Annotated in this window: 24 protein-coding genes and 2 other annotated features; of the genes, 6 read left to right on the forward strand and 18 right to left on the reverse strand. The window is 46.0% G+C overall.

Annotated elements, in window-relative coordinates:
- The first annotated feature begins 76 nt into the window (after positions 1–76).
- Complete coding sequence (locus D829_RS0116760) at positions 77–820, forward strand: hypothetical protein (RefSeq protein ID WP_017690069.1); 744 nt, start codon at positions 77–79, stop codon at positions 818–820.
- Between the two features lie 118 nt (positions 821–938).
- On the opposite strand, the gene D829_RS0116765 is transcribed toward D829_RS0116760, so the two are convergent.
- The 3 genes from D829_RS0116765 to D829_RS0116775 form a co-directional block, all read right to left on the reverse strand.
- Entirely contained in the window at positions 939–1,286 is a 348-nt protein-coding gene (locus D829_RS0116765; RefSeq protein ID WP_017690070.1) for a hypothetical protein, read from the reverse strand.
- Between the two features lie 86 nt (positions 1,287–1,372).
- Positions 1,373–2,425 carry an NAD(P)/FAD-dependent oxidoreductase gene (locus D829_RS0116770; RefSeq protein WP_026081224.1) on the reverse strand — a complete coding sequence of 351 codons (1,053 nt, stop codon included), beginning with the start codon at positions 2,423–2,425 and terminating at the stop codon, positions 1,373–1,375.
- Between the two features lie 219 nt (positions 2,426–2,644).
- On the reverse strand, positions 2,645–2,881 hold the full coding sequence (locus D829_RS0116775; RefSeq protein WP_017690072.1) for a hypothetical protein: 237 nt from the start codon (positions 2,879–2,881) through the stop codon (positions 2,645–2,647).
- Positions 2,882–3,139: 258 nt separating this feature from the next.
- Here D829_RS0116775 and D829_RS0116780 point away from each other — a divergent pair, with 258 nt between their 5' ends.
- Positions 3,140–3,868: a hypothetical protein gene (locus tag D829_RS0116780; RefSeq protein WP_017690073.1), complete on the forward strand. Its 729-nt coding sequence runs from the start codon at positions 3,140–3,142 to the stop codon at positions 3,866–3,868.
- A 122-nt stretch (positions 3,869–3,990) separates the two neighbouring features.
- Here the strand turns inward: D829_RS0116780 and D829_RS32985 are convergent.
- From D829_RS32985 to D829_RS0116825, 8 genes are all read right to left on the reverse strand, one after another.
- A protein-coding gene (locus tag D829_RS32985) for an IS3 family transposase (protein ID WP_241230788.1) occupies positions 3,991–5,321 on the reverse strand; the annotation gives its coding sequence in 2 pieces (ribosomal slippage) (positions 3,991–4,940 and positions 4,940–5,321; 1,332 coding nt in all).
- A gap of 227 nt (positions 5,322–5,548) precedes the next feature.
- Entirely contained in the window at positions 5,549–7,183 is a 1,635-nt protein-coding gene (gene groL / locus D829_RS0116795) for a chaperonin GroEL (RefSeq protein ID WP_017690076.1), read from the reverse strand.
- Positions 7,184–7,256: 73 nt separating this feature from the next.
- A complete protein-coding gene (groES, locus tag D829_RS0116800) occupies positions 7,257–7,538 on the reverse strand; it encodes a co-chaperone GroES (protein ID WP_017690077.1) in 282 nt (93 codons plus the stop codon).
- Between the two features lie 399 nt (positions 7,539–7,937).
- The gene (gene tatC, locus D829_RS0116805) at positions 7,938–8,720 is read right to left on the reverse strand and encodes a twin-arginine translocase subunit TatC (RefSeq protein ID WP_017690078.1); all 783 of its coding nucleotides are present in this window, start codon (positions 8,718–8,720) and stop codon (positions 7,938–7,940) included.
- 79 nt (positions 8,721–8,799) lie between these two features.
- Positions 8,800–9,051 (reverse strand): twin-arginine translocase TatA/TatE family subunit, encoded by a 252-nt coding sequence (gene tatA / locus D829_RS0116810; protein WP_017690079.1) that lies wholly within the window; start codon positions 9,049–9,051, stop codon positions 8,800–8,802.
- A gap of 208 nt (positions 9,052–9,259) precedes the next feature.
- On the reverse strand, positions 9,260–9,745 hold the full coding sequence (locus D829_RS0116815; RefSeq protein ID WP_017690080.1) for a MogA/MoaB family molybdenum cofactor biosynthesis protein: 486 nt from the start codon (positions 9,743–9,745) through the stop codon (positions 9,260–9,262).
- A 37-nt stretch (positions 9,746–9,782) separates the two neighbouring features.
- Positions 9,783–10,286, reverse strand: coding sequence for a cyclic pyranopterin monophosphate synthase MoaC (moaC, locus tag D829_RS0116820; protein WP_017690081.1), 504 nt, complete (start codon positions 10,284–10,286; stop codon positions 9,783–9,785).
- 15 nt (positions 10,287–10,301) lie between these two features.
- On the reverse strand, positions 10,302–10,940 hold the full coding sequence (locus D829_RS0116825) for a 5-formyltetrahydrofolate cyclo-ligase (protein ID WP_017690082.1): 639 nt from the start codon (positions 10,938–10,940) through the stop codon (positions 10,302–10,304).
- 279 nt (positions 10,941–11,219) lie between these two features.
- On the opposite strand from D829_RS0116825, the gene D829_RS0116830 reads away from it, so the two are divergent.
- Positions 11,220–13,178, forward strand: coding sequence for an ABC-F family ATP-binding cassette domain-containing protein (locus D829_RS0116830; RefSeq protein WP_017690083.1), 1,959 nt, complete (start codon positions 11,220–11,222; stop codon positions 13,176–13,178).
- 678 nt (positions 13,179–13,856) lie between these two features.
- Here the strand turns inward: D829_RS0116830 and D829_RS0116835 are convergent.
- The 7 genes from D829_RS0116835 to D829_RS33735 all read right to left on the reverse strand — a co-directional run bounded on the left by D829_RS0116835 (position 13,857) and on the right by D829_RS33735 (position 20,273).
- The gene (locus tag D829_RS0116835; RefSeq protein WP_017690084.1) at positions 13,857–15,416 is read right to left on the reverse strand and encodes a 2-isopropylmalate synthase; all 1,560 of its coding nucleotides are present in this window, start codon (positions 15,414–15,416) and stop codon (positions 13,857–13,859) included.
- A 333-nt stretch (positions 15,417–15,749) separates the two neighbouring features.
- Positions 15,750–16,086 (reverse strand) — a binding site (T-box leader).
- Positions 16,087–16,153: 67 nt separating this feature from the next.
- Positions 16,154–16,512: a binding site (T-box leader), on the reverse strand.
- Positions 16,513–16,603: 91 nt separating this feature from the next.
- Positions 16,604–17,659, reverse strand: coding sequence for a tRNA (adenosine(37)-N6)-threonylcarbamoyltransferase complex transferase subunit TsaD (tsaD, locus tag D829_RS0116850; RefSeq protein WP_017690086.1), 1,056 nt, complete (start codon positions 17,657–17,659; stop codon positions 16,604–16,606).
- Positions 17,656–18,177: a ribosomal protein S18-alanine N-acetyltransferase gene (gene rimI, locus D829_RS0116855; protein WP_017690087.1), complete on the reverse strand. Its 522-nt coding sequence runs from the start codon at positions 18,175–18,177 to the stop codon at positions 17,656–17,658. Before rimI ends, tsaD begins: the two co-directional genes overlap by 4 nt.
- A gap of 17 nt (positions 18,178–18,194) precedes the next feature.
- A complete protein-coding gene (gene tsaB / locus D829_RS0116860; RefSeq protein WP_026081227.1) occupies positions 18,195–19,043 on the reverse strand; it encodes a tRNA (adenosine(37)-N6)-threonylcarbamoyltransferase complex dimerization subunit type 1 TsaB in 849 nt (282 codons plus the stop codon).
- Between the two features lie 2 nt (positions 19,044–19,045).
- Positions 19,046–19,528 carry a tRNA (adenosine(37)-N6)-threonylcarbamoyltransferase complex ATPase subunit type 1 TsaE gene (gene tsaE / locus D829_RS0116865; protein ID WP_017690089.1) on the reverse strand — a complete coding sequence of 161 codons (483 nt, stop codon included), beginning with the start codon at positions 19,526–19,528 and terminating at the stop codon, positions 19,046–19,048.
- A gap of 267 nt (positions 19,529–19,795) precedes the next feature.
- Entirely contained in the window at positions 19,796–19,972 is a 177-nt protein-coding gene (locus D829_RS0116870) for an H-type small acid-soluble spore protein (protein WP_026081228.1), read from the reverse strand.
- Between the two features lie 4 nt (positions 19,973–19,976).
- A complete protein-coding gene (locus D829_RS33735; RefSeq protein WP_017690091.1) occupies positions 19,977–20,273 on the reverse strand; it encodes a hypothetical protein in 297 nt (98 codons plus the stop codon).
- Between the two features lie 250 nt (positions 20,274–20,523).
- Here D829_RS33735 and D829_RS0116880 point away from each other — a divergent pair, with 250 nt between their 5' ends.
- The 3 genes from D829_RS0116880 (at position 20,524) to D829_RS0116890 (ending at position 23,914) form a co-directional block, all read left to right on the forward strand.
- Positions 20,524–21,438 carry a Ku protein gene (locus D829_RS0116880; RefSeq protein WP_017690092.1) on the forward strand — a complete coding sequence of 305 codons (915 nt, stop codon included), beginning with the start codon at positions 20,524–20,526 and terminating at the stop codon, positions 21,436–21,438.
- A 316-nt stretch (positions 21,439–21,754) separates the two neighbouring features.
- Entirely contained in the window at positions 21,755–22,624 is an 870-nt protein-coding gene (locus D829_RS0116885) for a VOC family protein (RefSeq protein ID WP_017690093.1), read from the forward strand.
- A gap of 177 nt (positions 22,625–22,801) precedes the next feature.
- Entirely contained in the window at positions 22,802–23,914 is a 1,113-nt protein-coding gene (locus tag D829_RS0116890) for an endospore germination permease (RefSeq protein WP_017690094.1), read from the forward strand.
- Positions 23,915–23,926 lie beyond the last annotated feature (12 nt).

Here is a 23,926-nt window from a genome sequence, read left to right on the forward strand (position 1 = left end):
TGGCAGTATGCCGGCAGTGTTTTTTTTGTGGAGTGGCGCGTAGTATGAGTTTGAAGTTTTCCATGGGAACATTATAATGAATGAGGTGCAAGAAAGATTTTTACCAGCTATTACTCTATTACGAGGTGAGACTTTGCAATATCTGTTTACCGCTCTCTTCATTCTTGGCTTTATTGCTTTCTTGGTATTTGTTGTTCTGATGATCTTATCTATTCGCAAAGGTAATAGGTTGCCGATCAGATATATTTTTCTAACGACGGCCTGTTTTGCGATTGCTTCAATAGGTTTGTATGGGATGCTAACTTTATCTTCAAACTCTACACAGTCTGAAATAGATCAGACCCCTTCATCCCAGATTGAACTCTCTGGCTTCCACATGACTACAGAAGAGTTTAAAAACAAGTTTAATGGCGCCGTGGGCAAATACCGACTGAATGGTTTGAGTATTACCCCCTTGAATATGAAAGACTCTTCCGCGCAGGGCACTGGCACTTTCGAGTATGTATTCAATGACGAATTGCGCTTGGTTGGTGCAGTGAATGCAGATGAGAGCATTCAGGAAGTCAGGTTATACGCAACTGGTGATACGAGCGAACCAACAGGTGGAGTTTTTTTGACTGCTATCGCTACACTCATTCTCACAACTAATAGTGAGTACTCGTATAACGATGCACAAGATGTCATCCAGGATATCGGTCTATTGGATCGTGATGTGGATCAGTCTGATTTTGATGGAGCGACTATTCGCAACGGATTAGAATATCGCTTCAGCGTACAGGATTCTGAGCACTCTACTTTTGAAATAACTGTTGCGAAATAAGATGCGATTGTGCAAAAAGGCCGCTCCATGAAGGAACGGCCTAACGAGTGATATGTACTATAGAAGTGATTCAGTAATTGCCACCAAACCAACGATGAACACCTCCCGAATGCGAGAGTTACTCAAACGTTACAATCTCGCTTTGATTGTTCCAACTCATTTTAAAGGTAATCGGGTCTTTCGTTTTCTCCGCATCAGTAATCGTTCCCGACATACTGAATGGTACCTCTTGTTCTTCCAGCGCTTTCCCTTGCTGGTCTATATTATTGCCCGTAAGGTCAAACACAAAATCCTTTATACGCTTTTCATCACCTATATAAGTAATACTATAGTTCCCTGTTGATCTCTGTAGAGAAACATCCCAGTTATCGCTCTTTCCGTGTATTATATCATCCGCACCACAAGCTGAGACAATAGATAAAAGTACTATAACACAAAGAATAATTGGCAGTTTAAATAATTTCATAAAATCCCTCCTTTTAAGAATATACCCAAAAATGTGAGTTATGATATTTTCTACTCATCCCGAGCATCTGCCTAGTATAATGTGTCTTACCTTTGAATCACATGATTAACGATTTTCTGAGCATCGTATTTAACCCATCCCAACAGTGCTGAACCCCGTGATGTTTGCCAAGGTAGCCCTACAAAGTACAGTCCAGCAACCGGTGATACGCCTCTCTCGTGTATAATTCCACCTTTGGCATCAAAAGCAGTATTGATATCGATCCAACTATCGTTTCGCTTAAACCCAGTCGCCCAGATAATATTGTCTATTCGTGTCTCACTACCATCCTCATATAGGATGCGATCATCTATTGCATTAATAGCACGTGGGCGCATGTTAACTTTTCCCTGGGTCATCAATTCTTTTAACTCATAGCCATATACGTACTCAGGCTGATTTCGCAACCATTTTCCAACCATACGATCTGCACTTGCACGTAATACTCCGAGCTTTTCAAAATACCAGAATATACTTCGTTTCATAATATGCAAAGGCCTAAATGTTATATTTCGAGCTATGGATATGTATACGGTTTGTTGTTCATCTGATGCTAACTCTACAGCAATTTGGGCGCCTGAATTCCCTCCGCCTACAACTACTGTTGTTCCAAGGATCAATTGAGAGATATTTTTATATTCTGATGAATGAAGCTGAATCACATGCTCGGATAATGATTTCGCAAAATGAGGAACATTCTTGGTCTGGAAAGGTCCCGTCGCGACGATAATATTGCGCGCTTCAATCATTCCATCATTGGTTTCAGCACAGTACACCTCATCTTGCTTCGATAGACGAGAGATTAAACAGTTTAACTTTATTGGAAGCTCCATTTGTTTAGCATAGTTTTCAAAATAATCTGCAATTTCATCTTTGCTTGGCAAGCTATTTTCATTTCCACTAAGAGGCATTCCGGGTAACCCGTCATACATTCGTGGGGTAAAAAGATGCAAGGAGTCGTACCGTTTACGCCAAGATTCCCCGACAGTTGAGGCAGCGTCAACGATTAAAAAGGTTAACCCCGACTGTTGAAGATAGTAACCTGCTGCCAAGCCTGCTTGCCCAGATCCTATAACCAGTACATCGTACATATGTATCATCTTCAATATTGTTTTATGCATTAATATATGAGCACTTGTTCATATGTTTATTTTACTTAACAACTGTCTGTTTAGCAATAGAAGAAAACATCCCTACTTCCTTTTACAAGATCAGCCATTAAAAAGACTCCCTCACGGGAGCCTTTTAATCATTTCAGTGCAAGTTTCTTATAACTTCTCATGTATGCTACGTGCTAAGTATGATAGGTTGGTTGAATTCTACCTGGTGTATCTATCGATGTCATCGTTCGCAGATTGATGCTCTCTTCTATGGTAATCTTCATGCTGACGAACATCGTTCTTTAATTTCGCTAAGAAACCCCACCCCATAAAGGCAAGTATAAGCACAGTAATCAGTGCATAAGCAAAGCTATATAGATTCATAAAAAAGTTGATAAATATTGCAGCGAGCATCAAGCCCAGAATCCATAATGTCCACTTTGTACCCTTTCTCAAATCATTTCCTCCTCAAGTCGTTACTGATAAGCTCTCTATGTATCACAGTACATACGAAATCATAGAAACAAGGTTTCAGTCTCAGGGCTAACATGTTCAGATGATCCTACCTATATTTCTTCTATTATCAAAACAATACTAATTAATAGTTAAAAATACCTATTAATAAAGTCTCATGGAAATTAATACTGGAATATGGTAAATTAATAAACATGTTAAAGATTAACATAATATAAATAAGTGAGGAGAAACATACAAATGATGAAAAGGAAAATTTTAAAGACCCTATTAACTGCAGGAGCAATTACAATAATGTTACCTATGGCAGCAAATGCTCAAAGCATTACTTCAGTTGCTGTAAGTGACATTGGAAGTAATTATGATTCAGGAGAAATACTGTCTCAGGAGGAAGCTAACTCTGTTAAAGAAAATGCTGTGCCAATTACAAAAATTCAAACTTTATCAAGTGAACTCACTACGGATGAAATTAGTGCAAAAATAACTGAAATAGCAGACAAATATGAAATCGGTGAGATTTTTTCTGATGAAGATGCAAATTTCATTAAGCTACATGCTGCACCAGTTAATCAAACCCCAACTATTCAACCTTCTAACGTTGTAATAGGTGATGCTAAAAAATATTTTGTAGGGAACTTTAACAAAGTCGAACTGACAGGGCACGGAGAATCCAAAATTGGATTTATAAATAATTCTGTAAGTGGAAATTTTATAATTCGTGATATAAACCAGGCTTATCATAAGAGCATAGGAAGTGTAGTAGAATTTAGAGCTTTTGGGGCATTTGGAGAAGGCGGTACAAAAGTTGGATTAGTTTATTCGAAAGACTATACGAATTCTGCTAAAAATGCTAATTATAATAAAAATGTGTTTGAAGATTCATATGTTGCAAGTGTTGCATATGCGAATTATAGCGTTCGTGGATTAGTAGATGGATACTCCTTTATGACCTCAATACCCGGTGAGTAAATACAAAAATAAGACATTGAATAGTATTAGACCCGTAAGGTGAGACAAATTAGAACATCTTCATGAATGAAACCTTGTCCTAGTTAAAGTGTACCCTTTGTAAAGGACATTTTGAAAAAGAACTAGGCAACTTGTTGAAGCTGCTGTCTGTATTTTACAGGCGGCAGCTTTTTCAAATTCCATTGCCCTCGATAATGATTGTAGTACGTCATATAACTCTTAATTTCTCGTTTTACTTCTTCTAATGTTTCGCATTCTTTGATATTCGTTTCATCCTTAAAATGCCCAAAGAATGATTCTTGGGGGGCGTTATCCCAACAATTGCCTCGACGTGACATGGATTGTCTTAATCCCATTTTCTTCACTACGGATTGGAATTGTGGATTCGTATAATGAAAGCCTTGATCGGAATGGATTAAGGCATCTTTGGCTAAATGGCGATGCTTCTGTAATTTACGAAGCGTGTTTAGCGCAATTCCTATACTTAACGAAGAAGAAACTTCATACGCTAAAATTTCATTCGTCTGTGCGTCTTTAATCGTCGATAAATACGCACGTTTATTGCCTTTGTACGTTAAATAGGTGATGTCGGTTAATAACACCTTTCCCGCCTCGCCTGGCTTAAAATTGCGCTTTAATTCGTTTGGACATGTGCGATGTTCTTTCGTTGCTTTTGCCATTCTACGGGCCGGATTAGCCTTTCGAATGGGACAGATGATTTCAAATTTCTTCATAATACGGCGGATACGCTTTAAGTTGTACGTCATCTTGTATTGATTTTCTAATGTCATTTTGATTTGGCGTGCTCCTTTTTTTCGTCCACGAAAATGATACGCCTTTAAAATCATTTCCTTTATAATCTCATCTGTTTTGGCTTTAGCTACGCGCTTTTGCACTGATTTTCCAGAGAAGTAATTGTAATATCCGGAACGTGATACTTCCATAACATCGCATAGATATCTGACCAACCGCTTCAATTTATACGTTCTGATCGTCCGATAAATGAGTTCAAACTTCAGCTCTACAGCCACTTTTATTTCTTTTTCAACATCTGCCTTTCGAGTAGATCGAGCTTTTTTAGCAGTTCATTCTCCGCTTGCAACAATTGATTTTTTGCTTCTAAGCGTTTAATCTTTTCCTCTAATGTCAATTCACGTTTTAATGGGCGCCCTGAAAGGGTTTTGCGTGTATCCTGTAAGCCTTCTACACCTGCCTCACGATACGAGGCACGCCAACGTTTCCCAGAAGAACGGATACGCTCCAAACCAATACATTCGGCATCGAAGCCAGCTTCTTCAAAAATTTCACGAGGAAGTTTTCCTTGTTCATTTTGTGCAATGAAATGGCGCTTAAATTCATCGGTATACGTAATCGCCTTATCACTAACAGCGATCACATTTGGATTTCGTTTTAGTTGTTCTTGTTCTTTCTTCGTCAGTAATCTTTTCGTCATAACATTTCCGCTCCAACATCGTTTTTTTTTCATTATAAACAAAATACCCTATAAGATGGACTTTTTTCAAAGTGTCCATCTTATAGGGTACATTTTAATAGATATTAAGAAGTGGTCTTTGTTTTATTTATCAATTGTAACAGTGACTGCTTCACAAATTCTTGTCACATCGTAACGAGAATTCACTCTGCCAGGCAAATGATGTAATAAAGGTTTTTACACCTTTATTACATCATGCCGCCCATTCCACCCATACCGCCCATGTCAGGCATTCCGCCACCAGCACCTGCTGGTTCTGGTTTGTCAGCGATAACCGCTTCAGTAGTCAGGAACATTGCAGCTACGGAAGCAGCGTTTTGCAATGCATAACGAGTTACTTTCGCAGGGTCAACGATACCTGCTTCGATCATGTTAACCCACTCGCCAGTTGCAGCGTTGAAGCCTACGCCAGTTTGTTCTTTTTTCAGACGTTCAACGATTACGGAACCTTCTTCGCCAGCGTTAGCTGCGATTGTGCGGATTGGTGCTTCCAGAGCACGCAGGACGATGTTTACGCCTGTTTGCTCGTCACCGGACAGAGCTACAGCCGCAACTGCGCTATATACGTTCATGAGCGCTGTACCACCACCGGATACGATACCTTCTTCAACCGCAGCGCGAGTTGCGTTCAGGGCATCTTCGATGCGAAGTTTGCGTTCTTTCAATTCTGTTTCAGTAGCCGCACCAACTTTGATTACTGCTACACCGCCGGACAATTTAGCCAGACGCTCTTGCAGTTTCTCTTTGTCGAACTCGGAAGTTGTTTCTTCCAATTGTGTACGGATTTGGCTAACACGTGCATCGATATCGGATTTGTTACCAGCACCGTCAACGATGATTGTGTTTTCTTTTGTTACGCGGATTTGACGAGCTGTACCCAGTTGTTCCACAACAGCAGATTTCAGGTCCAGACCCAGTTCTTCCGTGATCAATTGGCCACCAGTGAGGGCAGCGATGTCTTGCAGCATTGCTTTACGACGGTCACCGAATCCTGGAGCTTTAACAGCTACAGCATTGAATGTACCACGCAATTTGTTCACAACCAGCATAGCCAGTGCTTCGCCTTCGATATCTTCAGCGATCAATACCAGCGGTTTGCCTTGTTGAACGATTTTCTCAAGCAATGGCAAGATATCTTGTGTGCTGGAGATTTTTTTGTCTGTGATCAAGATGTACGGATTGTCCAAAACAGCTTCCATTTTGTCCGTATCAGTGATCATGTAAGGAGAGATGTATCCACGGTCGAATTGCATACCTTCAACCACTTCAAGTTCTGTAGCGAATCCTTTGGATTCTTCTACTGTGATCACGCCATCTTTACCTACTTTTTCCATAGCTTCAGCGATCAGTTCGCCTACTTCTTCGTCAGCTGCAGAGATTGCTGCAACTTGTGCGATGGATTGTTTGGAATCAATTGGTTTGGAGATGGATTGCAATTCAGCAACCGCAGCTTTAACCGCTTTGTCGATCCCTTTACGGATACCGATTGGGCTAGCGCCTGCAGTTACGTTTTTCAGACCTTCTGTAATCAGCGCTTGCGCCAATACAGTTGCTGTTGTAGTACCGTCACCGGCAACATCGTTGGTTTTTGTTGCTACTTCTTTAACCAGTTGTGCACCCATGTTCTCGAATGCATCTTCCAGTTCGATTTCTTTAGCAATGGTTACACCATCGTTAGTGATGAGCGGGCTTCCGAATTTTTTCTCCAGAACCACGTTGCGGCCTTTAGGACCGAGTGTTACTTTTACTGCATTAGCCAATGCGTCCACACCACGAAGCATGGAGCGACGAGCGTCTTCACTGAATTTAATGTCTTTAGCCATGTTAAGAAAACCTCCCTAGTTTTTGTTGGAAAATGGTAGTGCTATATGGTTCGGTTATCCGATTAAATTTGAATTAGTCGAGAATCGCGTGAATATCGCTCTCTTTCATAATCAAATATTCTTTACCTTCGAATTTGATTTCTGTACCGGCATATTTGGAGAAAATAACGCGATCTCCTTCTTTCACTTCCAGAGCTACACGTACGCCGTCTTTCAATACTCCAGCACCAACTGCAATGATTCTACCCTCTTGCGGTTTTTCTTTGGCGGAGTCCGGGAGTACGATCCCGAAAGAAGTTGTTTGTTCTTGCTCCAGTGGTTCTACCAATACGCGTTCACCTAAAGGTCTGATCATGAAAAATAGCCTCCTTTTGAAATTATATAACGTTACATTGTAGGTTGTAGCCATATGTATTAGCACTCGACAGTGTTCAGTGCTAACAACCAACTTTATGATACTCAACTTGAAGCATGATTTCAAGTCCTTTTGACGAATTCCTGCGAGAATTTACGTTGAATTTACACAAACATAGCCAAATTACACCCGCTGTGCCTGGTTCTATGTTGCAATTCACTAATCTTATTCTACGAAATTGTTTAACCCTTCTGCAACGTTAACAGACAGTCCCTTCCCCATTGTATCCATTGTTGAACATAATATGCCTGCTTGTCCTGTCGTGGTGGTCGGCAGTCTACAGAAATAGCCCGGATAAGAACAGAACGTCTTTTCCGGGCAGAGTGAAGCTGTCTTCGTTCAGCCCGCATGTTTCTTATCCTCGGCACGAACGTAGCGGGATTCGATCTCTTCATCGGCTGCAAGCTGCTTGCGATATACAATTGCGGATAATAACACACTGATCTCATATAACAGGAGCAAGGGAATCATCACCAGCAGATCGGAAATGAAGTCTGGTGGTGTAATAACCACTGCAATGAAGATCAGAACAAAATAAGAGACTCTGCGCATCTTGCGAAGACGAATTGGATTCAGAATCCGCAGTCCTGTCAGAAACATAATAAGTAAAGGAAGTTCAAATAACAGGGACACAGGCAACACAATGCCAAACAGGAAGCTGAAATACTGCTTCATCCCGTAGGTCTCCACAAGCCCCATCTTCTCCGTAATTGCTGTGGTGAAGGCAAGTGCCATCGGAAAAATAACATAATACGAGAAAGCCATACCTGTCAGAAATAACAGAAATACATAGGGCACATACTTCAGCGTTGCTTTTCGCTCGCGCGGTTTTAGCCCTGGACTAACAAACTTCCAGATCTGATACACCGTAAACGGCAGCGTAATAATAAGTGAAAACAAACCGGCAATCTTCATGTAGATGCCAATCCCGTCCCAGAACGAGAAGGCATGCAATACAAAACCTTTTGCCGACTCTGCCTTCGTCAGATATTGGTATACCGGGTCCGCCACAAAAAATCCTGCAATCAGTCCCAGCACAAAAATGCTTAGTACATAGATCAGCCGCTTGCGCAGCTCGCTCAGATGTTCCGTAATTGACATTTCTTCCATTTGCTGCGTCATGCCTGCCCCCCCATTATTGCCAGCTTAAAATACAAAACCCTTCCGGCAGGAAGGGATTTCTCTTTCATTGCCGTCAAGATTATTCCGGCAGGCGTTTATCAGCAGGCTTGTCTGCAGGTGTGCTCTCAGCCGCCAGCGGTTTCGCCTTCTCCTGCTCTTTGCGATTGGACGAGTCATCCTCAGAGATAATCTCGCGAGCGCCCTCTTTGAATTCACGGAAGGTACGCCCAACTGCACGTCCCAGTTCCGGAAGTTTGTTGGGTCCAAACAATAATAACGCAACTATGACCAGCAATATAATTCCTGTTGGCCCAATTCCAAAACCTCCCACAGCTATCTCTCCTTTGTTTCAAATTGGAAGATGCAAACCTCTGTTCACTTGCTCAAACGATGCCAAGCTTTTTTCAGATTTATTGCAATCATATCACAATTGTAACCACTTACATAACCCGCAAAATTCACAAATAAGAGATGTCACTATAACAATCTAACACCGGTTCATGGCTAATCGGATATCTTGCCCCAGAGTCCATGCTCGATTATTGCTTGAACTGACCCGTAACCATCAGCAGCGCTTCCGGAAGCTGATCCATAATGGCAGCCAGATGTTCATGCACACCCTTCGGTGTGCCTGGCAGATTAACAATCAGCGTACGTCCACGAATGCCACATACCCCGCGGAACAGCATTGCAGAACGGTTTTTGCTCATTACACTGTACCGCATGGCCTCTGCCATCCCGGGAACTTCCCGTTCAATCACGCGCCGGGTCGCTTCCGGAGTAATATCACGAATGGCCAGCTCCGTGCCACCGGTAGTCAGCACCAGATCGGCGTGAAAATAATCCGTCATCTCAATCAAAGCCGCAATAATCTCATCGGGTTCATCCGGAACGATACGGTACTCCACGATTTGACCACCCAGCTCTTCTTCCACCAGCTCCCGAATGACTTGTGCACTCGTATCCTCACGTTCCCCGCGGGCTCCTTTGTCACTGGCTGTCAGGATTGCTGTTCTCCACACCATAAAGATCACCCTTCTCCTCTATGAAAATAAATATTGCCTATCGGCTGTAATCACCGTTTTTGCCACCACTCTTGGAATTCAGCATGGTTGGACCGATAATCATATCTTTTTGCATGACCTTGCACATGTCATAGACCGTCAGTGCTGCAGCTGAGGCAGCCGTGAGTGCCTCCATCTCAACACCCGTTTTGCCTTCGGTTTTGACAGTAACTTCAATGTGTAATTCATCCACTCCGTTATCATGAAAACGAATATCCACACCTGTCAGTGCCAGCGGATGGCACATCGGAATCCAGTCCGACGTTTTCTTCGCGCCTTGAATCCCGGCAATCTGAGCCACAGCCAGAACATCACCTTTGCCGATTCGGCCCTCCCGAATCGCTTCCAGTGTATCTGGATTCATCGTCACCTTGGTTACGGCTACAGCCGTACGTACGGTAATTTCCTTACCTGAAATATCAACCATCCGGGCCCGCCCCTGTTCATTAAAATGGGTCAGTTTGCCACCCGAAGCCTGGCCGTTGTTCACTTCTGAACTCAATCACATCACAACCCTTTATTCGATATGTAATATACCTTCGGTTGTTATCAACAGATCAATCCGCAGATCGAGCAGGTCCATCGGAATCTCCTCCTGTAGCTGACCCGGCAACACCATCGCAGCCATCAACGGTTTCTTGCCCGTCATCGCACATGTGGCTGCAAGCGTCTCGGCAAAACGATCATAATAACCGCCACCATAACCAATGCGCCCGCCATGTAGATCATAACCAAGCCCAGGTACCAGAACGAGATCGATATCCGGCCAATCTTCAGGTGAAAGAACTTCACAGGAATCCTTGGGTTCCGGTATCCCCCATATGCCTGGCTCCAGATCTTGTTCTCCGGTCACCCGCCATAGCTCCATTCGAGGTGGATTCGCCAACACCTTTGGTGCAAACATCACATCTCCATGATTCCAGCCCTCTTGAAACCAAAAAGCTGTGGATGCTTCGCTTCCATAGGACAAATAACTGAATATAACGAGTGGTCTGTTCACGACCTTGCTCTTGGCCTGTCTAAGGCGCTCCAGCTCCCGCTTCACTCCAGCGTTAATCTTAGTCATCGCCTGCTGACGCATGCTCGCATCCATCAGATCACGGCTCTGTCTTAGTCTGGATCGAAGCTGACTTTTCAGTTCCGCATGATCCTGCATATCCTTGAATAACCTCCTGTTGATAGGGAAGGTAGAAAAAAGCTCTCATTAAAAACAATTTATATGTTATGACCAGTTGTCATCTTGTTGAAATGGTTAAAATGATTCATTTTCTGCAAAATCCTCATGTAATAACATGCCTTCTTTCAGTTTATCATTGATTGATCAAAAAGACTACATGCCCCATGCGTTCCCAATCGGTGCAATTGCTCTGTATTTCATGTAAACTGAGATATAGTTGTCATATCAAGAACTGGACCTATGGAGGAACTTAATTTTATGCTGCTGCAAGTATCCGGAATTATCAAACGTTTTGGTGTCGATCCAATCCTGGACGGCGTGAACTTACAAATATTAGAACGCGAGCGCATCGGCCTCGTTGGTGTAAACGGTGCAGGGAAATCCACTTTGCTCAAAATTGTAGCCGGTGAAATGTCCTATGACGGAGGACAGATTTTCAAATCCAAAGAAACGACGCTCGGTTACCTGGCTCAGAACAGCGGGCTACAATCCGACCGTAACATCTGGGAAGAAATGATGAACGTCTTCGCTCACCTGACACAGGCTGAAGCCGATTTGCGTCAGATGGAACGCGATATTGCCGACCCTGCCCAGATGGAAGATGAGAAAAAGTATGCTGACCTGCTGGAACGTTATGCGAAACGCTCCGACTGGTTCAAGGACCATGGCGGTTATGAAATGGAAACCCGCATTCGCAGCGTACTGCACGGGATGGGATTCGGCGAATTTTCGCCAGACACCCCCATTGCTACTCTGAGCGGCGGGCAGAAGACACGCCTTGCGCTTGCTCGTATTTTGCTTCAGGCACCTGATCTGCTCATGCTGGACGAGCCTACCAACTATCTTGATATCGCCACCCTTACTTGGTTGGAAGATTATCTGAGAGGTTATTCAGGCGCACTGCTCGTGGTATCCCATGACCGGTACTTCCTTGATCGACTCGTAACAACCATCGTTGAGATCGAACGTCACCGCTCCAAAAAATATACGGGCAATTACAGCCGTTATATGGAGCTCAAGGCTGCCGAGTATGAAACTCAGATGAAGCAATATGAGAAACAGCAAGGCGAAATCTCCAAGATGGAAGATTTTGTTCAGAAAAACATCGTACGTGCTTCGACGACCAAACGGGCGCAAAGCCGGCGCAAAGCCCTCGACAAAATGGAGCGGCTTGATAAACCGATGGGAGATTTGAAAAAAGCCCATTTTTCCTTCGAAACCGCCGTTATGTCAGGCAAGGAAGTACTTCGTGTGGATCAACTTTCTGTCGCTTATGACGAGGCTTCTCCATTGTTCCGCAATGTATCCTTCGATCTACGGCGCGGGGAAACGGTTGCTCTGATTGGACCAAACGGTATTGGTAAATCCACCATGCTGAAGTGTCTTACGGGAAGTTTACGTCCGGTAACCGGGGAGATCCAATGGGGAACAAAAGTGCAGATCGGCTATTATGATCAGGAACAGACTGGGCTCAATCCGTCCAACACGGTTCTGGAAGAACTGTGGAGTGCCTATCCCGGGATGGAAGAAGCACGCATTCGGACCGTACTGGGGAACTTTTTGTTCAGCGGTGACGATGTGCTCAAGAAAATCTCCTCCCTCAGCGGCGGTGAGAAAGCACGTGTGTCTCTCTCCAAGCTGATGCTGAAGGAAGCCAACATGCTCATTCTGGATGAGCCTACGAACCATCTCGACCTGTTTGCCAAAGAAGTGCTGGAAGCGGCATTAATGGATTATGAAGGCACCCTGCTGTTCATCTCCCATGACCGGTACTTCCTCAACAAAATGGCTGAACGCATTGTTGAGCTTCATCCAGGCGGCACAGAACAATATCTCGGTAATTACGATGATTATGTGGAGAAAAAACAGGAGCTTGAGGACATCGCACGTGAAGCTGCTGAGGCACGTCAGGCTTCAGCCAAGAACTCGTCCAAATCCGATCTGAACACAGCCACAACCGAAAAATCCGGAGCGGCTTCATTCGAAGCGGAAAAACAGGCGAAGCGTGAAGAGCGTAACCGGCAACGCAAGCAAGAAGCTTTGGAACAACAGATTGCAGAGCTGGAAACGAAGATTACAGAGCTTGAGGCACAGATGGCTCTGCCTGAAATCTATCAGGATTATATGAAGCTGCAAGAACTCCAGCAACAATCGGAGGAACACAAAGCAGAACTCACCAAGGCATACGAGGACTGGGAAGAACTAGCTATGGAATAGTACGAATAGTACAGACTCAGACCATGGCTTGATCGCGTCCATACAAGTATAGTTGTACCACCGGCTGATTCCTTATTGGGATCGGCTTTTTGTTTGTTTAGGAGGAGTATGTTGAGGAGGAGTATATTGAAGCTATGCTTATTTCGCTCCTTATGTTTGTTATATTCCTTGAGATTGAACTCTAACATATGGAGGTCGTGGGACATATTTTGGCTTTTGTCAAATTCACTCGAAAGAAGAGAAATATTTTTGTATGATTCCCCCTCACACTTATCCACAAGAAATCAAGATAGCAAGCATATTAATAAGCTTAATTATACAGCGGTAGAATAGCCTTTTACACACAAAAACCATATTTATCCACTAAGTTATCCACATTATCCACAACTTTGTTGATAGTAAGGAGTCATTCTATCCCCTAAACTCTTTTTGTTTCGAAAACTATACTGGTTTGGCTTTGGGGTAGTTACCCACAATTTTCACTGGATATGTGGATAACTATAGTCACACCTTGACAAATGCATCTTTCCACTCCTCAATGCTCCTCCATAATAAGACAAAAGCAGACCTTTGTCGTTCAAGGCCTGCCCGTCATTTATTTACTATATGCCATGCATATTTACATCGAATTGCAATTGCTACTATTGCCGCTGTAGATACGATCTGGAAAAAGATGTTTTACGCATGTGCTTCTTGTTCATGATGTTCGGAAGACTCGGCCTTCAGCCCAGCAGCATTACAAGCTGCTACATAAGCAAGACCGGCAGCCATGACGATATCATTATGTGTTGCCGTTCCCCGGAACTCACGTCCTGCACGCTCCACGGTAACTACAGCTTCTGCGCTTGCACCCTCTCCACCACTCAAGGCATGCATCTCCATATCAACAAATGCAATATCATCGGAAATGCTCTGACCAATCGCACGGATGGTTGCATCCACGGGTCCACCGCCAACAGCGGAGTAAGAATGTTCTCCAGCGCTTGTGCGAATACGTACGGCGGCCATCCGATCCGTCATGCTGCCCGCCGTCACCTGCAATTCAACCAGCTCATAATCCTGTGCAGGAATATTCATGGTCTGGCTAACCATCTGCAATAACTGGTCGTCACTGACCACTTTTTGCTGGTCTGCGGTTTCTTTGAATACCTCATACAATTGCTCCATCTGTTGCTCATCCGGTTCAAAACCGTATTTGCGAACCCGATCCTTCAGGGCGTGACGACCGGAGTGTTTGCCCAGAATAATCATGCTGCGTGGAATACCCAGCGCTTCCGGGTCCATAATCTCATAGGTGTTCCGATTCTTCAGCAGACCATCCTGATGGATGCCTGATTCATGCTGGAATGCATTACGTCCCACCACCGGTTTATTGTACGCAATCGGGAAGTGCATCGCACGGCTAATCTGACGTGAAGTCTCATACAGCTGATTCAGCTTAATGTTCGTCGTTGCACCAATTGCGTCACCCCGAGTCTCCAGCGCCATAATCAGCTCTTCCAGTGCACAGTTCCCCGTCCGTTCTCCGATACCATTGATGGTCACTTCAATCTGGGTAGCTCCATTGGCAATTGCAGCCAAGCTATTGGCTACAGCCAAACCCAGATCATTATGACAGTGGGCACTATAGCGAACCTGATCGCCACCTCTTGCACCCTCACGCACCCGGCGGAACATCTCACCATACTCATGTGGCAGGGCATATCCGACCGTATCCGGCAGATTGATAATGCTGGCCCCGGCTTCAATGGCGACTTCAACCATTTCAATCAGATCGTCCATTTTGGTACGGGCAGCGTCCATAGCTGTGAACTCTACGATGTCCGTGAACTGACGTGCATAAGATACCATCTCACGAGCGGTAGCCACCACTTCACTGCGCGGACGGCGCAGTTGATGCTCAATGTGAATATCCGAAGAAGAGATAAACAGGTGAATTCGGCGCCGTGCTGCATCCGCTGTTGCTTGAACTGCTGCATCGATATCACCTTTGACCGCACGCGCGAATCCACAGATCTCCACGTTCTGCAACTGTCTCGAAATCGCCTGAACCGCCGCGAACTCACCTGGACTGGAGATCGGGAATCCAGGCTCAATGACGTCGATACCCAGAGAAGCCAGTTGATGTGCCAGTTCAATCTTTTGCTCGGGTTGCAGACTTGCTCCTGGTGCCTGTTCTCCATCACGCAGCGTTGTATCAAAAATCTCAATCATGCGTTTGTTATTAGTTGTTGTCATATCCATCAACCTCCATCAAATTTTTATAATCGTTTCGTTGTGACCCACGAGCCACAGAACACCCGCTGATCGCCGTCACTGTTGTTATATACTTTGTTTGTAAACGCGTATGTTGTTTGTAGCTTAGTCCTTGGTGATCACTAATACCTGTGAATGTTTAGTGCCTATACTTGTTGTTCAATGTTCATTACTCGTTCGTTTTATATCCTGCTTACCCTCATGACAGAGTGTACGTCGACTTACACCCTGACCTTCTGATTCTTCAATCTCCATATGGTTCTTCCCATGCCCACCCTGCTGCCGGCAGCAAACACAAATAACCCGCCATCTCATATAAGAGACGGCGGGTTATTATCCCCTCCGCGGTACCACTCTCGCTTGATGGGCCAGGCTTGCGCCGGACTCCATCCACCTCGTCGTCTCCGATCCGCTGGATATACGTACACGCACGACACCACTGGAATTCGGAGAAACACCCTATAACGGGGGTTAACCGTTGCTGTGTAACACATGTTGTTGTCCATCAGGACAACTGGGCGATTGATATCGTCCCCACGCTTCCACAGCTCCGTTCCCGGGCGAGATTCGAAGGATTCCAGCCACTGCGTCGCACCACCCCGCAGTTCTCTGAGCGCTTTATCGTTCTACTGCTCCCGTTCATCACATTTATAATATGACCTAACTTCATTCATCCTTATTTTGAAAATCAAAAAAAGCCTGCCACCTCATGCAATAATGCAAGAGACGACAGGCTGTTCACCTTCGCGGTACCACTCTTGTTGACTTCCTTCCTGTTCATTCAAGACAACTCCTGAATGCTTTCGCATATCCGAATCACTTGAAGCAGCCTGAAAGCCCCCTCAGTTATCGTCAGTCGATCCTTGTAATAACGGTTCTACCGACAACGGCCCATTCACGGAGGCAACCCGTAACCATGTACTTTGGGCCATGATCGGCCTTCGGATTCTCCCGGGGAGTCACCGTGTTCCATCGTTCCGCTTCCAGGTGAGTTTCAGGTTTCCTTCGACTGCGTTGCACCATACCGCAGCTCTCTAAGACCGGGAATGACCTTACTATTCCTGTTCATCGCGTTTATCAGCTCAGGAAGATAAATTCCTGTTTAAATTTGTAACTAAATATACATTCTTTACATCCCTGCTGTCAACTCTTAATCTCAAACTGCCTGCCTATACGGACTGAACGGACCATTCCTCCAAGGAAAGTCCTGGATCTGCCTTGGCATCAAATTCAGCAATTTCTCCCCGCTGCCATTTCAGATACGCAGCCGCTCCAATCATGGCCGCGTTATCCGTACAATATTCCATTGGCGGGATTAACAGTTCAAGCCCTTCCTTCGTGCATCGCTCCTGTAATGCCGAGCGTAACCCCCGGTTAGCTGCAACACCACCGCATAATAACAGTTGACGTGAACCATACTCACGAACAGCTCTAACCGCTTTCTCCACCAGTACTTCAACAACAGCTTCCTGGAAACCACGTGCTACCGCAGACGGCTCCAAGGTTTCTCCGCGCATTTTGGCCTGGTTGAGCACATTCAGTACAGCAGACTTCAGACCACTGAGACTGAAATCGTACGAACCTGCTTCCAGCCATACCCGTGGTAATGGCACTACATCCTCCGCTTCAGACGCCATCCGGTCCACATGCGGGCCTCCCGGATAAGGACAACCCAGTGCACGTGCTACTTTGTCATACGCTTCGCCTACGGCATCATCACGTGTACGACCAATCAGTTTGAACTTACCCTCGGATTCCATATGCACGAGTTCTGTATGTCCACCGGATACGACCAGTGCCATCGCTGGATATTGCAGTTCATGAGTAAGTCGGTTGGCATAGATATGCCCCGCAATATGATGTGTACCAATGAGCGGTTTGCCCAGTGCCATCGCCATCGTTTTGGCCGCAACGATACCCACCAGCAGTGCTCCGACCAGTCCAGGCCCCTGTGTTACGGCAATTGCACTTAGATCACGTGGACGAATGCCGGACTGTTCGATCGCTTGTTCCAGCATCAACGTAATGACTTCAACGTGTTTGCGTGAAGCCACTTCAGGTACTACACCACCGAATGCCTTATGCGTCTCGATCTGACTTGAGATCAGATTGGATAACACTTCTCTCCCATCCTTAACTACAGCTACCGATGTTTCATCACAGCTTGTCTCCACCGCCAAAATATAGGATGGTGCAGAATTTATTTTTTCATTGAGTTCGTTCATGAATCCAGTACGCTTCCTTCCTCTTCGCCGCTCCGGCCTGCAGACGGCAAGTTCGCCCACATAATCATCGCATCTTCCCCATTATCGGAGTAATACCCTTTACGAAGACCCGCCGATTCAAACCCTTTTTTCTGATATAAACGCTGTGCAATGCTGTTCGAGACTCTGACCTCCAGCGTCATTCGTTCCATCCCGAGATAAGCCGCTGTACTCATTAATTCATCCAGTAACTTTTCACCAAGCTTGCGTCCACGATACGCGCCTCTGACTGCAATATTGGTAATATGAGCTTCATCCATGATCGTCCACATACCTGCATAGCCAATGGCCTTGCCTTCCAATTCCATCACCATATATTTAGCAAACTGATTGTGTGTCAATTCATTTTGAAATGCTTCTTCCGTCCAGGGCAGGGTAAAGGCCTCATGTTCAATCTCCATCACATCGGGAATATCCGCGAGTGTCATGAACCTGAACTGAAGCGCTGCTTCCTGCTTATTATTCGCCACGTTGTCCATCTGCTTCCCCTCCCCCTTCAGCCTTTGCGCAGCAGATTGGCTTCCGCTTCAGACAGCTGGGTGTAGTTTGGCACCAGCGCATGCACGTCATCACGCTGACCTGCAAGCAGCGCGGCGGCGCCAAGGCGCCCAACCCAGCGGCCTTCCAGCTCATAAGGTACGAGCTGGAGCGCCGTTCCTGCGGGGCAGCGAAGCTCCGCCGCTGCCGCAGCATGAGGGCCCGTCTCGCCGACGATCCAGACGGCTGCGGGCCGCTCTTCCGGCGCCGCCTCCGCCATGCGGGCGGCGAGGGCTTCCAGCCATCCGTCCATCTTGCGGATGGCATCAGGCGCCAGACGCCGGGGCGCATCGCTCCCGGCGGAGGCAAACAGCGCGGTGCACGCTTGACCGCGCCGTGCATCCACAAGCGGAACGATCCAGTGGACAGGGGCAGCACCTGTGCTGCCCTGGTCCGCGGATGGCGTTCCGCCAGCCCCTGCTGCGGCATCCTCTGCCGCAGCTTCTGCCTTGGCGGCAAGGCCGCTGTGCCAGCCGCCCCAGGCGATGGCCTGAAGGCTGGACACCCCGGCTACGGGGATGTCCCACGCCCAGGCCAGTGTCTTCGCCGCGGTCACCGCAATGCGGATGCCCGTGTACGAGCCTGGGCCAACGCCGACGGCAATGCCGTCCAGTTGCCCAGGCTGTGTGCTGCTGGCGGCCAGCAACTGCTCCATCACCGGTACGACGTGTACCGAATGGTTGCGCTCAGCCCGTTCATTGCGTTCTTCCAGAAGCGCATGATCTTCCATCATCGCAGCTGCCATCACTGCGGTGGATGTATCCAACGCCAAAAACCGCTGACGCGGCTCTTTTTGTAAATCTTCCATCATCATTTGACTCCATTCTGTCTGAACTGTCGGCACATGGCTGCATAAGTCTCGCCGTACCCGTCCAGTGTAATCGTTCGATCCTCCAGGCCCGTTGTTTCAATCTGCACATGCAAGTGCTCTTGCGGCAGCAATTCGGGAATGATACTCGACCACTCCACCAGACTGACTCCGGCTCCATAGAAATATTCATCAAGTCCAAGCTCATCCGCTTCTTCCAGCGATATGCGATATACATCCATGTGATATAAAGGCAGACGCCCTTCGTACTCCTTGATTAGCGTGAATGTGGGACTGCTTACCACATCACGTACACCCAAATGCCAGGCAAATTTCTGTGAAAATGCCGTTTTTCCCGCGCCCAGATCACCATCCAAAGCAATCACCATGCCGGCATTTGCCTGTCTGGCGAGTGCGGAAGCGAGTGCTTCTGTATCTGCAATGCCATGGGATTGGTACACCCACTGCTCGTGCGTCTGATTCAATATTCGCCCCACCTTTGGCGGTCCAGCCGCCTGAGTTCACTTTGAACCTTATTATATCGGTCCCTTTCTTCCCCCGCAACATCCAAGGAGGCAAGCGGAAATATAACATGCATTATTAGACGTGTCTCAAAACTCGCTTCCTTTGAAGTTTCAGACACCTACTAGGAAAAACCAAAAAACCGGCACCTCTCGGTACCGGCCGTGTTATGCATATATTTCAGCTTTTATTCATTCTCGAATCCCTCAATAACTATATGCTACTTGTATCTACTCCTCCAAACGATCCACACGAACCGTCTGGGTATTTCCCGGCCTGCTGCCAACCTGCACGGTCGCCATGCCATTAGCTTCATCCACATTCTCGATCCAGACTGGATCTCCCTCCAATGTAACGGCAATGGTATCCTTCGAATCATAGATCGCTTTGGCGCGCTTCGCATCCATCATCTTATTCATACTCCCCTTCCGGATCATCATGTGATTCCCGAACCATGCTATCTGTTGTACTTTCACCAATATAACCGTTATCTTCCGTAACCTGTCCCCCGCCTAACCCTTCATTCACCATCCGGTCAATATCGAGCATGAACGACTCCCGATCAAGGGGCAATTCTTCCGAAGTGACCGCTTCCCAGTTTATAGCTGTAGCAGGTGTATAGAATTCTTCAGCACTTTCGGCTTTGGCAAGAGGATACGGAGAAAATGTATGCTTGTGTGCTTCTTCCTCATCACGTCTGTTCTTCAATATTGCACCTCCCGGCATATGTGCTGCGAGAATAACTACCTATCCCATGCTCGTCATCCTGTCGGAATCCAAGCATGTTTCTGTTATCATCCCCGAGTCTCGCCGAACCATACGAATTCGTTCGTCCATAACACGATTATCCCTTGCTCCAGATGCCCATACTATTGAATATAAATCCGTGTTCAAAAAGTCCGGTTTTCAGTACCGAGAAGGCGGAATTTTTGAACAACCTTTTGAAAGGAGCCGATCTATGCATACCGTCTGGAAAGGGGCAATCAGTTTTGGCCTTGTGCATGTCCCTGTCAAAATGTTCTCGGCTACCGAAGACAAAGACATCTCCATGCGCTATATCCATAAAGTCTGCGGCAGCCCGCTCGCTTATGTCCGTCAATGTCCCTCCTGTGAAGTGGACGTGAAGTGGGAAGAGATCACCAAAGGCTATGAATATGAAAAAGGAAAGTTTGTTCTCTTCGAGAAAGATGAATTGGAAGCGTTGAATGATTCCACCAGCAAAACCATTACCATTCTGGATTTTGTGGACTTGACTGAGATTGACCCGATTTATTTTCAAAAAACATATTACCTATCGCCCGATCAGGCGGGTGGAAATGCCTACCAGTTGTTAATGAACGCGATGCGGGATACCGGCAAAATTGGCATCGCCAAAATCTCCATTCGCTCGAAGAGCAGTCTCGCTGCCATACGTGTACTGGAAGATTGCCTCTCCATGGAGACGATTTTCTATCCGGACGAGATTCGTCCTGTCTCCCAGGTGCCCAACTTGCCGGAAGTGCAGAACGTGAATGAGAAGGAACTCACGATGGCAAAGCTGCTGATTGATCAATTGTCCACGCCTTTTGAACCCGGTAAATATACCGATGACTATCGCAGCAAACTGCTGGATCTTATCCAACACAAAGTGGCGGGCGAAGAAATCAAGATTGCTCCTGCCAAACCTGAAGCTAATGTAATGGATTTGATGGCTGCCTTGCAGGCAAGCATCGAGGCAGTGAAGCCCATTCCAGCTGACCCAGGTACAACAACCGCCAAACCTAAGAAACGTGCACCGCGAAAAACGCCCGCTCAAGCGGTTGCCGGAGGAGAATCCGATACACCTGCTGCACCAGCCAAAAGAAAAAAGGCGACACCCAAACCAAAAGTTTGACTGTCGCCCGGGCAAGAACGATTCCGTTATATAACTCATGTAATGATGTTTACTCCGATCCGGCTTCACAGTCGGATTTTTTGTTTTACAGAACTATTGAAGCAGTTCTAGTCAATAAAACTCCAGCTATAATCGTAAAATACGATTGACGAAAGCTGATTTATATTTTATATTAACTTATGAAAAGTAACTTATTTATGATTATACAGTCACCCTGTAATTCTGCTTCAACAGGATGCAATTAAATAATCCGTTTTCAACGCATATACACAATCAAACGAGAACCCATATTATCTATTATCAGGAGGAAACCATTATGAATACGACGTATCAAATTCCTGCCACAACCCATCTGGGTGAAGTGAGTCTGCGAATTATGAACCTAGACCGTTCAATTAAGTTCTATACCGATGTGGTTGGATTGAAATTACTGGAGCGGAGTGGCAAAGTGGCTACGTTGACAGCCGACGGAAAACAATCCCTGCTGCGTTTGGAAGAACTCACGGATGGAATTACCCTGCCGGAACGCTCACACGCTGGCTTGTATCATTTCGCCATCCTGCTGCCTGACCGTAAGTCCCTGGGTCTTGCTCTTCGTAATCTGGCCGCATCCGGTATCGATATCGGCCAAGGCGATCACTTGGTCAGCGAAGCCTTCTATATCTCCGATCCCGATCTGAACGGGATTGAAATCTATGCTGACCGTGCACGTGACACCTGGAAACGGGATAGCGACAATAATTACGTGATGGCAAGTGATCCTGTTGATGTGGAAAGCCTGTTTGCCATATCGGAGAATGAACCTTGGCAGGGTCTGCCTGCTGGCACCGTTATTGGTCACGTACATTTCCACGTCCGCAGCCTGGAAGAAGCCCGCAACTATTACACCGGCATACTCGGTTTTGATATCGTGGGTAACTTCGCCAACATGTCAGCACTATTTGTATCCGCAGGCGGCTATCATCATCATCTGGGACTTAATATCTGGGCGGGAGTGAATGCACCTGTCAATCCAGATAACGCTACAGGAATTGACTACTTCACCATTGTGTACGCCACACAGGAACAATTGGATCAGGCACTTGAACAATTGCGTCAATCCGGTGCAGTCGTTACACAAGTGGAGGGTACCTGGTTTACGGTAGACCCACAAAATATTCGTATACGTCTGACAACTGCGAACTGATTTTATTTAGGCATTACAATATGTTTGCTTAACCTCATTTTATTAAGCCCGGGTAACTGATTTCTCTACATCACAGAGAGATCGGCTGCACGGGCTTTTTGAGTTGGCTTTTATAAAACTGTCACAATTGGTGCATTCTAACCAATACATAGACAAGATATGTTAAGGAGATACCTCATGATCGAAAAGGGACGTTTGACTGTTAGACAGCTCGCTTCACTCCTGTTCCTGTGCACAATTGGGGAGCAAATTCTGGTCTTCCCTTCCATGATCACATCCTACGCTCATCAGGATGCCTGGTTATCAGCCTTGTTGGGTGTCGCAGGGGGCCTTGGCATACTCTTCATTATGCTTGTTGCCTACAAACTGCATCCCCGGTTAAATCTGATTCAAAATGCCCTTCGAACACTGGGACCCTGGATCGGGACCTTGTTTGGCTCTTTTTATCTCTTTTATTTCCTGATCAGTACCTCAACGTTCATTAGGGAGATTGGCGATTTTATGTCTACCCAGATCTTGCCGGAATCTCCATTACTGATTCTGCATTTGGTTTTTATGTGTTCGCTTGTCTGGGGGCTTCTGTCGGGTCTGGAGAGCATTGGTAAGACTGCTGAGGTCTTTCTTCCTCTGATCGTGTTGTTTCTGCTTTTTCTGACGGTGTTTCTAATCCCCCATATACATTTAGCTAACATCCAACCTGTGCTAGCACAAGGGTTTCTTGATCCATTCAAAGGTTTTGTTGCTGTACTCACATATCCCTACTGTGAACTGTGCATCTTCATGATGCTTTTTCCCTACACAAAAAATGAGCCCCATCTGGAGAAGGACATCCTGTTAGCAGGGATGATTGGCGGATTGTTACTCACCCTGACGCTAAGTATGTGTCTGCTCGTCATGGGACCATGGATGACCCAGCATCACTGGTTCGCTTCATTCATTCTTTCACAGAAGATCAATATCGGAAACTTTATGCAACGCATCGAAGCTTTCATAGCATCGGTCTGGATTATCGCTGTTTTCTTCAAAGCCGCTCTGTTCTTCTACGGTTTTGTCCTGGGCGTCGCTCACCTGTTTCGCTTGTCCAGTCACCGTTCTCTGATCCTGCCGGGTGCCATGCTTATTCTCGCCATGTCTATTCTAATCTCTCCGAACGAGAACTTTTATCTCAAGGTCGTTATTCCCTATTGGATTGATTGGGATCTGACCTGTGGTATAGCACTTCCGTTACTGCTCATTCTGGTACATCATATGAAGTCCCGCTTCAAAAAATATAGTGAAATTCCGAATTAACCTGCGCTAATT

The sequence above is a fragment of the Paenibacillus sp. PAMC 26794 genome, assembly GCF_000316035.1.
Taxonomy (GTDB): domain Bacteria; phylum Bacillota; class Bacilli; order Paenibacillales; family Paenibacillaceae; genus Paenibacillus.

Coding starts and splice junctions, on each gene's coding strand:
- D829_RS0116760 (WP_017690069.1), top strand. CDS start 77: ATGAATGAGGTGCAAGAAAGATTTTTACCAGCTATTACTCTATTACGA.
- D829_RS0116765 (WP_017690070.1), bottom strand. CDS start 1,286: ATGAAATTATTTAAACTGCCAATTATTCTTTGTGTTATAGTACTTTTA.
- D829_RS0116770 (WP_026081224.1), bottom strand. CDS start 2,425: ATGATACATATGTACGATGTACTGGTTATAGGATCTGGGCAAGCAGGC.
- D829_RS0116780 (WP_017690073.1), top strand. CDS start 3,140: ATGATGAAAAGGAAAATTTTAAAGACCCTATTAACTGCAGGAGCAATT.
- groL (WP_017690076.1), bottom strand. CDS start 7,183: ATGGCTAAAGACATTAAATTCAGTGAAGACGCTCGTCGCTCCATGCTT.
- groES (WP_017690077.1), bottom strand. CDS start 7,538: ATGATCAGACCTTTAGGTGAACGCGTATTGGTAGAACCACTGGAGCAA.
- tatC (WP_017690078.1), bottom strand. CDS start 8,720: ATGACGCAGCAAATGGAAGAAATGTCAATTACGGAACATCTGAGCGAG.
- D829_RS0116815 (WP_017690080.1), bottom strand. CDS start 9,745: ATGGTGTGGAGAACAGCAATCCTGACAGCCAGTGACAAAGGAGCCCGC.
- D829_RS0116825 (WP_017690082.1), bottom strand. CDS start 10,940: ATGCAGGATCATGCGGAACTGAAAAGTCAGCTTCGATCCAGACTAAGA.
- D829_RS0116830 (WP_017690083.1), top strand. CDS start 11,220: ATGCTGCTGCAAGTATCCGGAATTATCAAACGTTTTGGTGTCGATCCA.
- D829_RS0116835 (WP_017690084.1), bottom strand. CDS start 15,416: ATGACAACAACTAATAACAAACGCATGATTGAGATTTTTGATACAACG.
- tsaD (WP_017690086.1), bottom strand. CDS start 17,659: ATGAACGAACTCAATGAAAAAATAAATTCTGCACCATCCTATATTTTG.
- rimI (WP_017690087.1), bottom strand. CDS start 18,177: ATGGACAACGTGGCGAATAATAAGCAGGAAGCAGCGCTTCAGTTCAGG.
- tsaB (WP_026081227.1), bottom strand. CDS start 19,043: ATGGAAGATTTACAAAAAGAGCCGCGTCAGCGGTTTTTGGCGTTGGAT.
- D829_RS0116870 (WP_026081228.1), bottom strand. CDS start 19,972: ATGGATGCGAAGCGCGCCAAAGCGATCTATGATTCGAAGGATACCATT.
- D829_RS0116880 (WP_017690092.1), top strand. CDS start 20,524: ATGCATACCGTCTGGAAAGGGGCAATCAGTTTTGGCCTTGTGCATGTC.
- D829_RS0116885 (WP_017690093.1), top strand. CDS start 21,755: ATGAATACGACGTATCAAATTCCTGCCACAACCCATCTGGGTGAAGTG.
- D829_RS0116890 (WP_017690094.1), top strand. CDS start 22,802: ATGATCGAAAAGGGACGTTTGACTGTTAGACAGCTCGCTTCACTCCTG.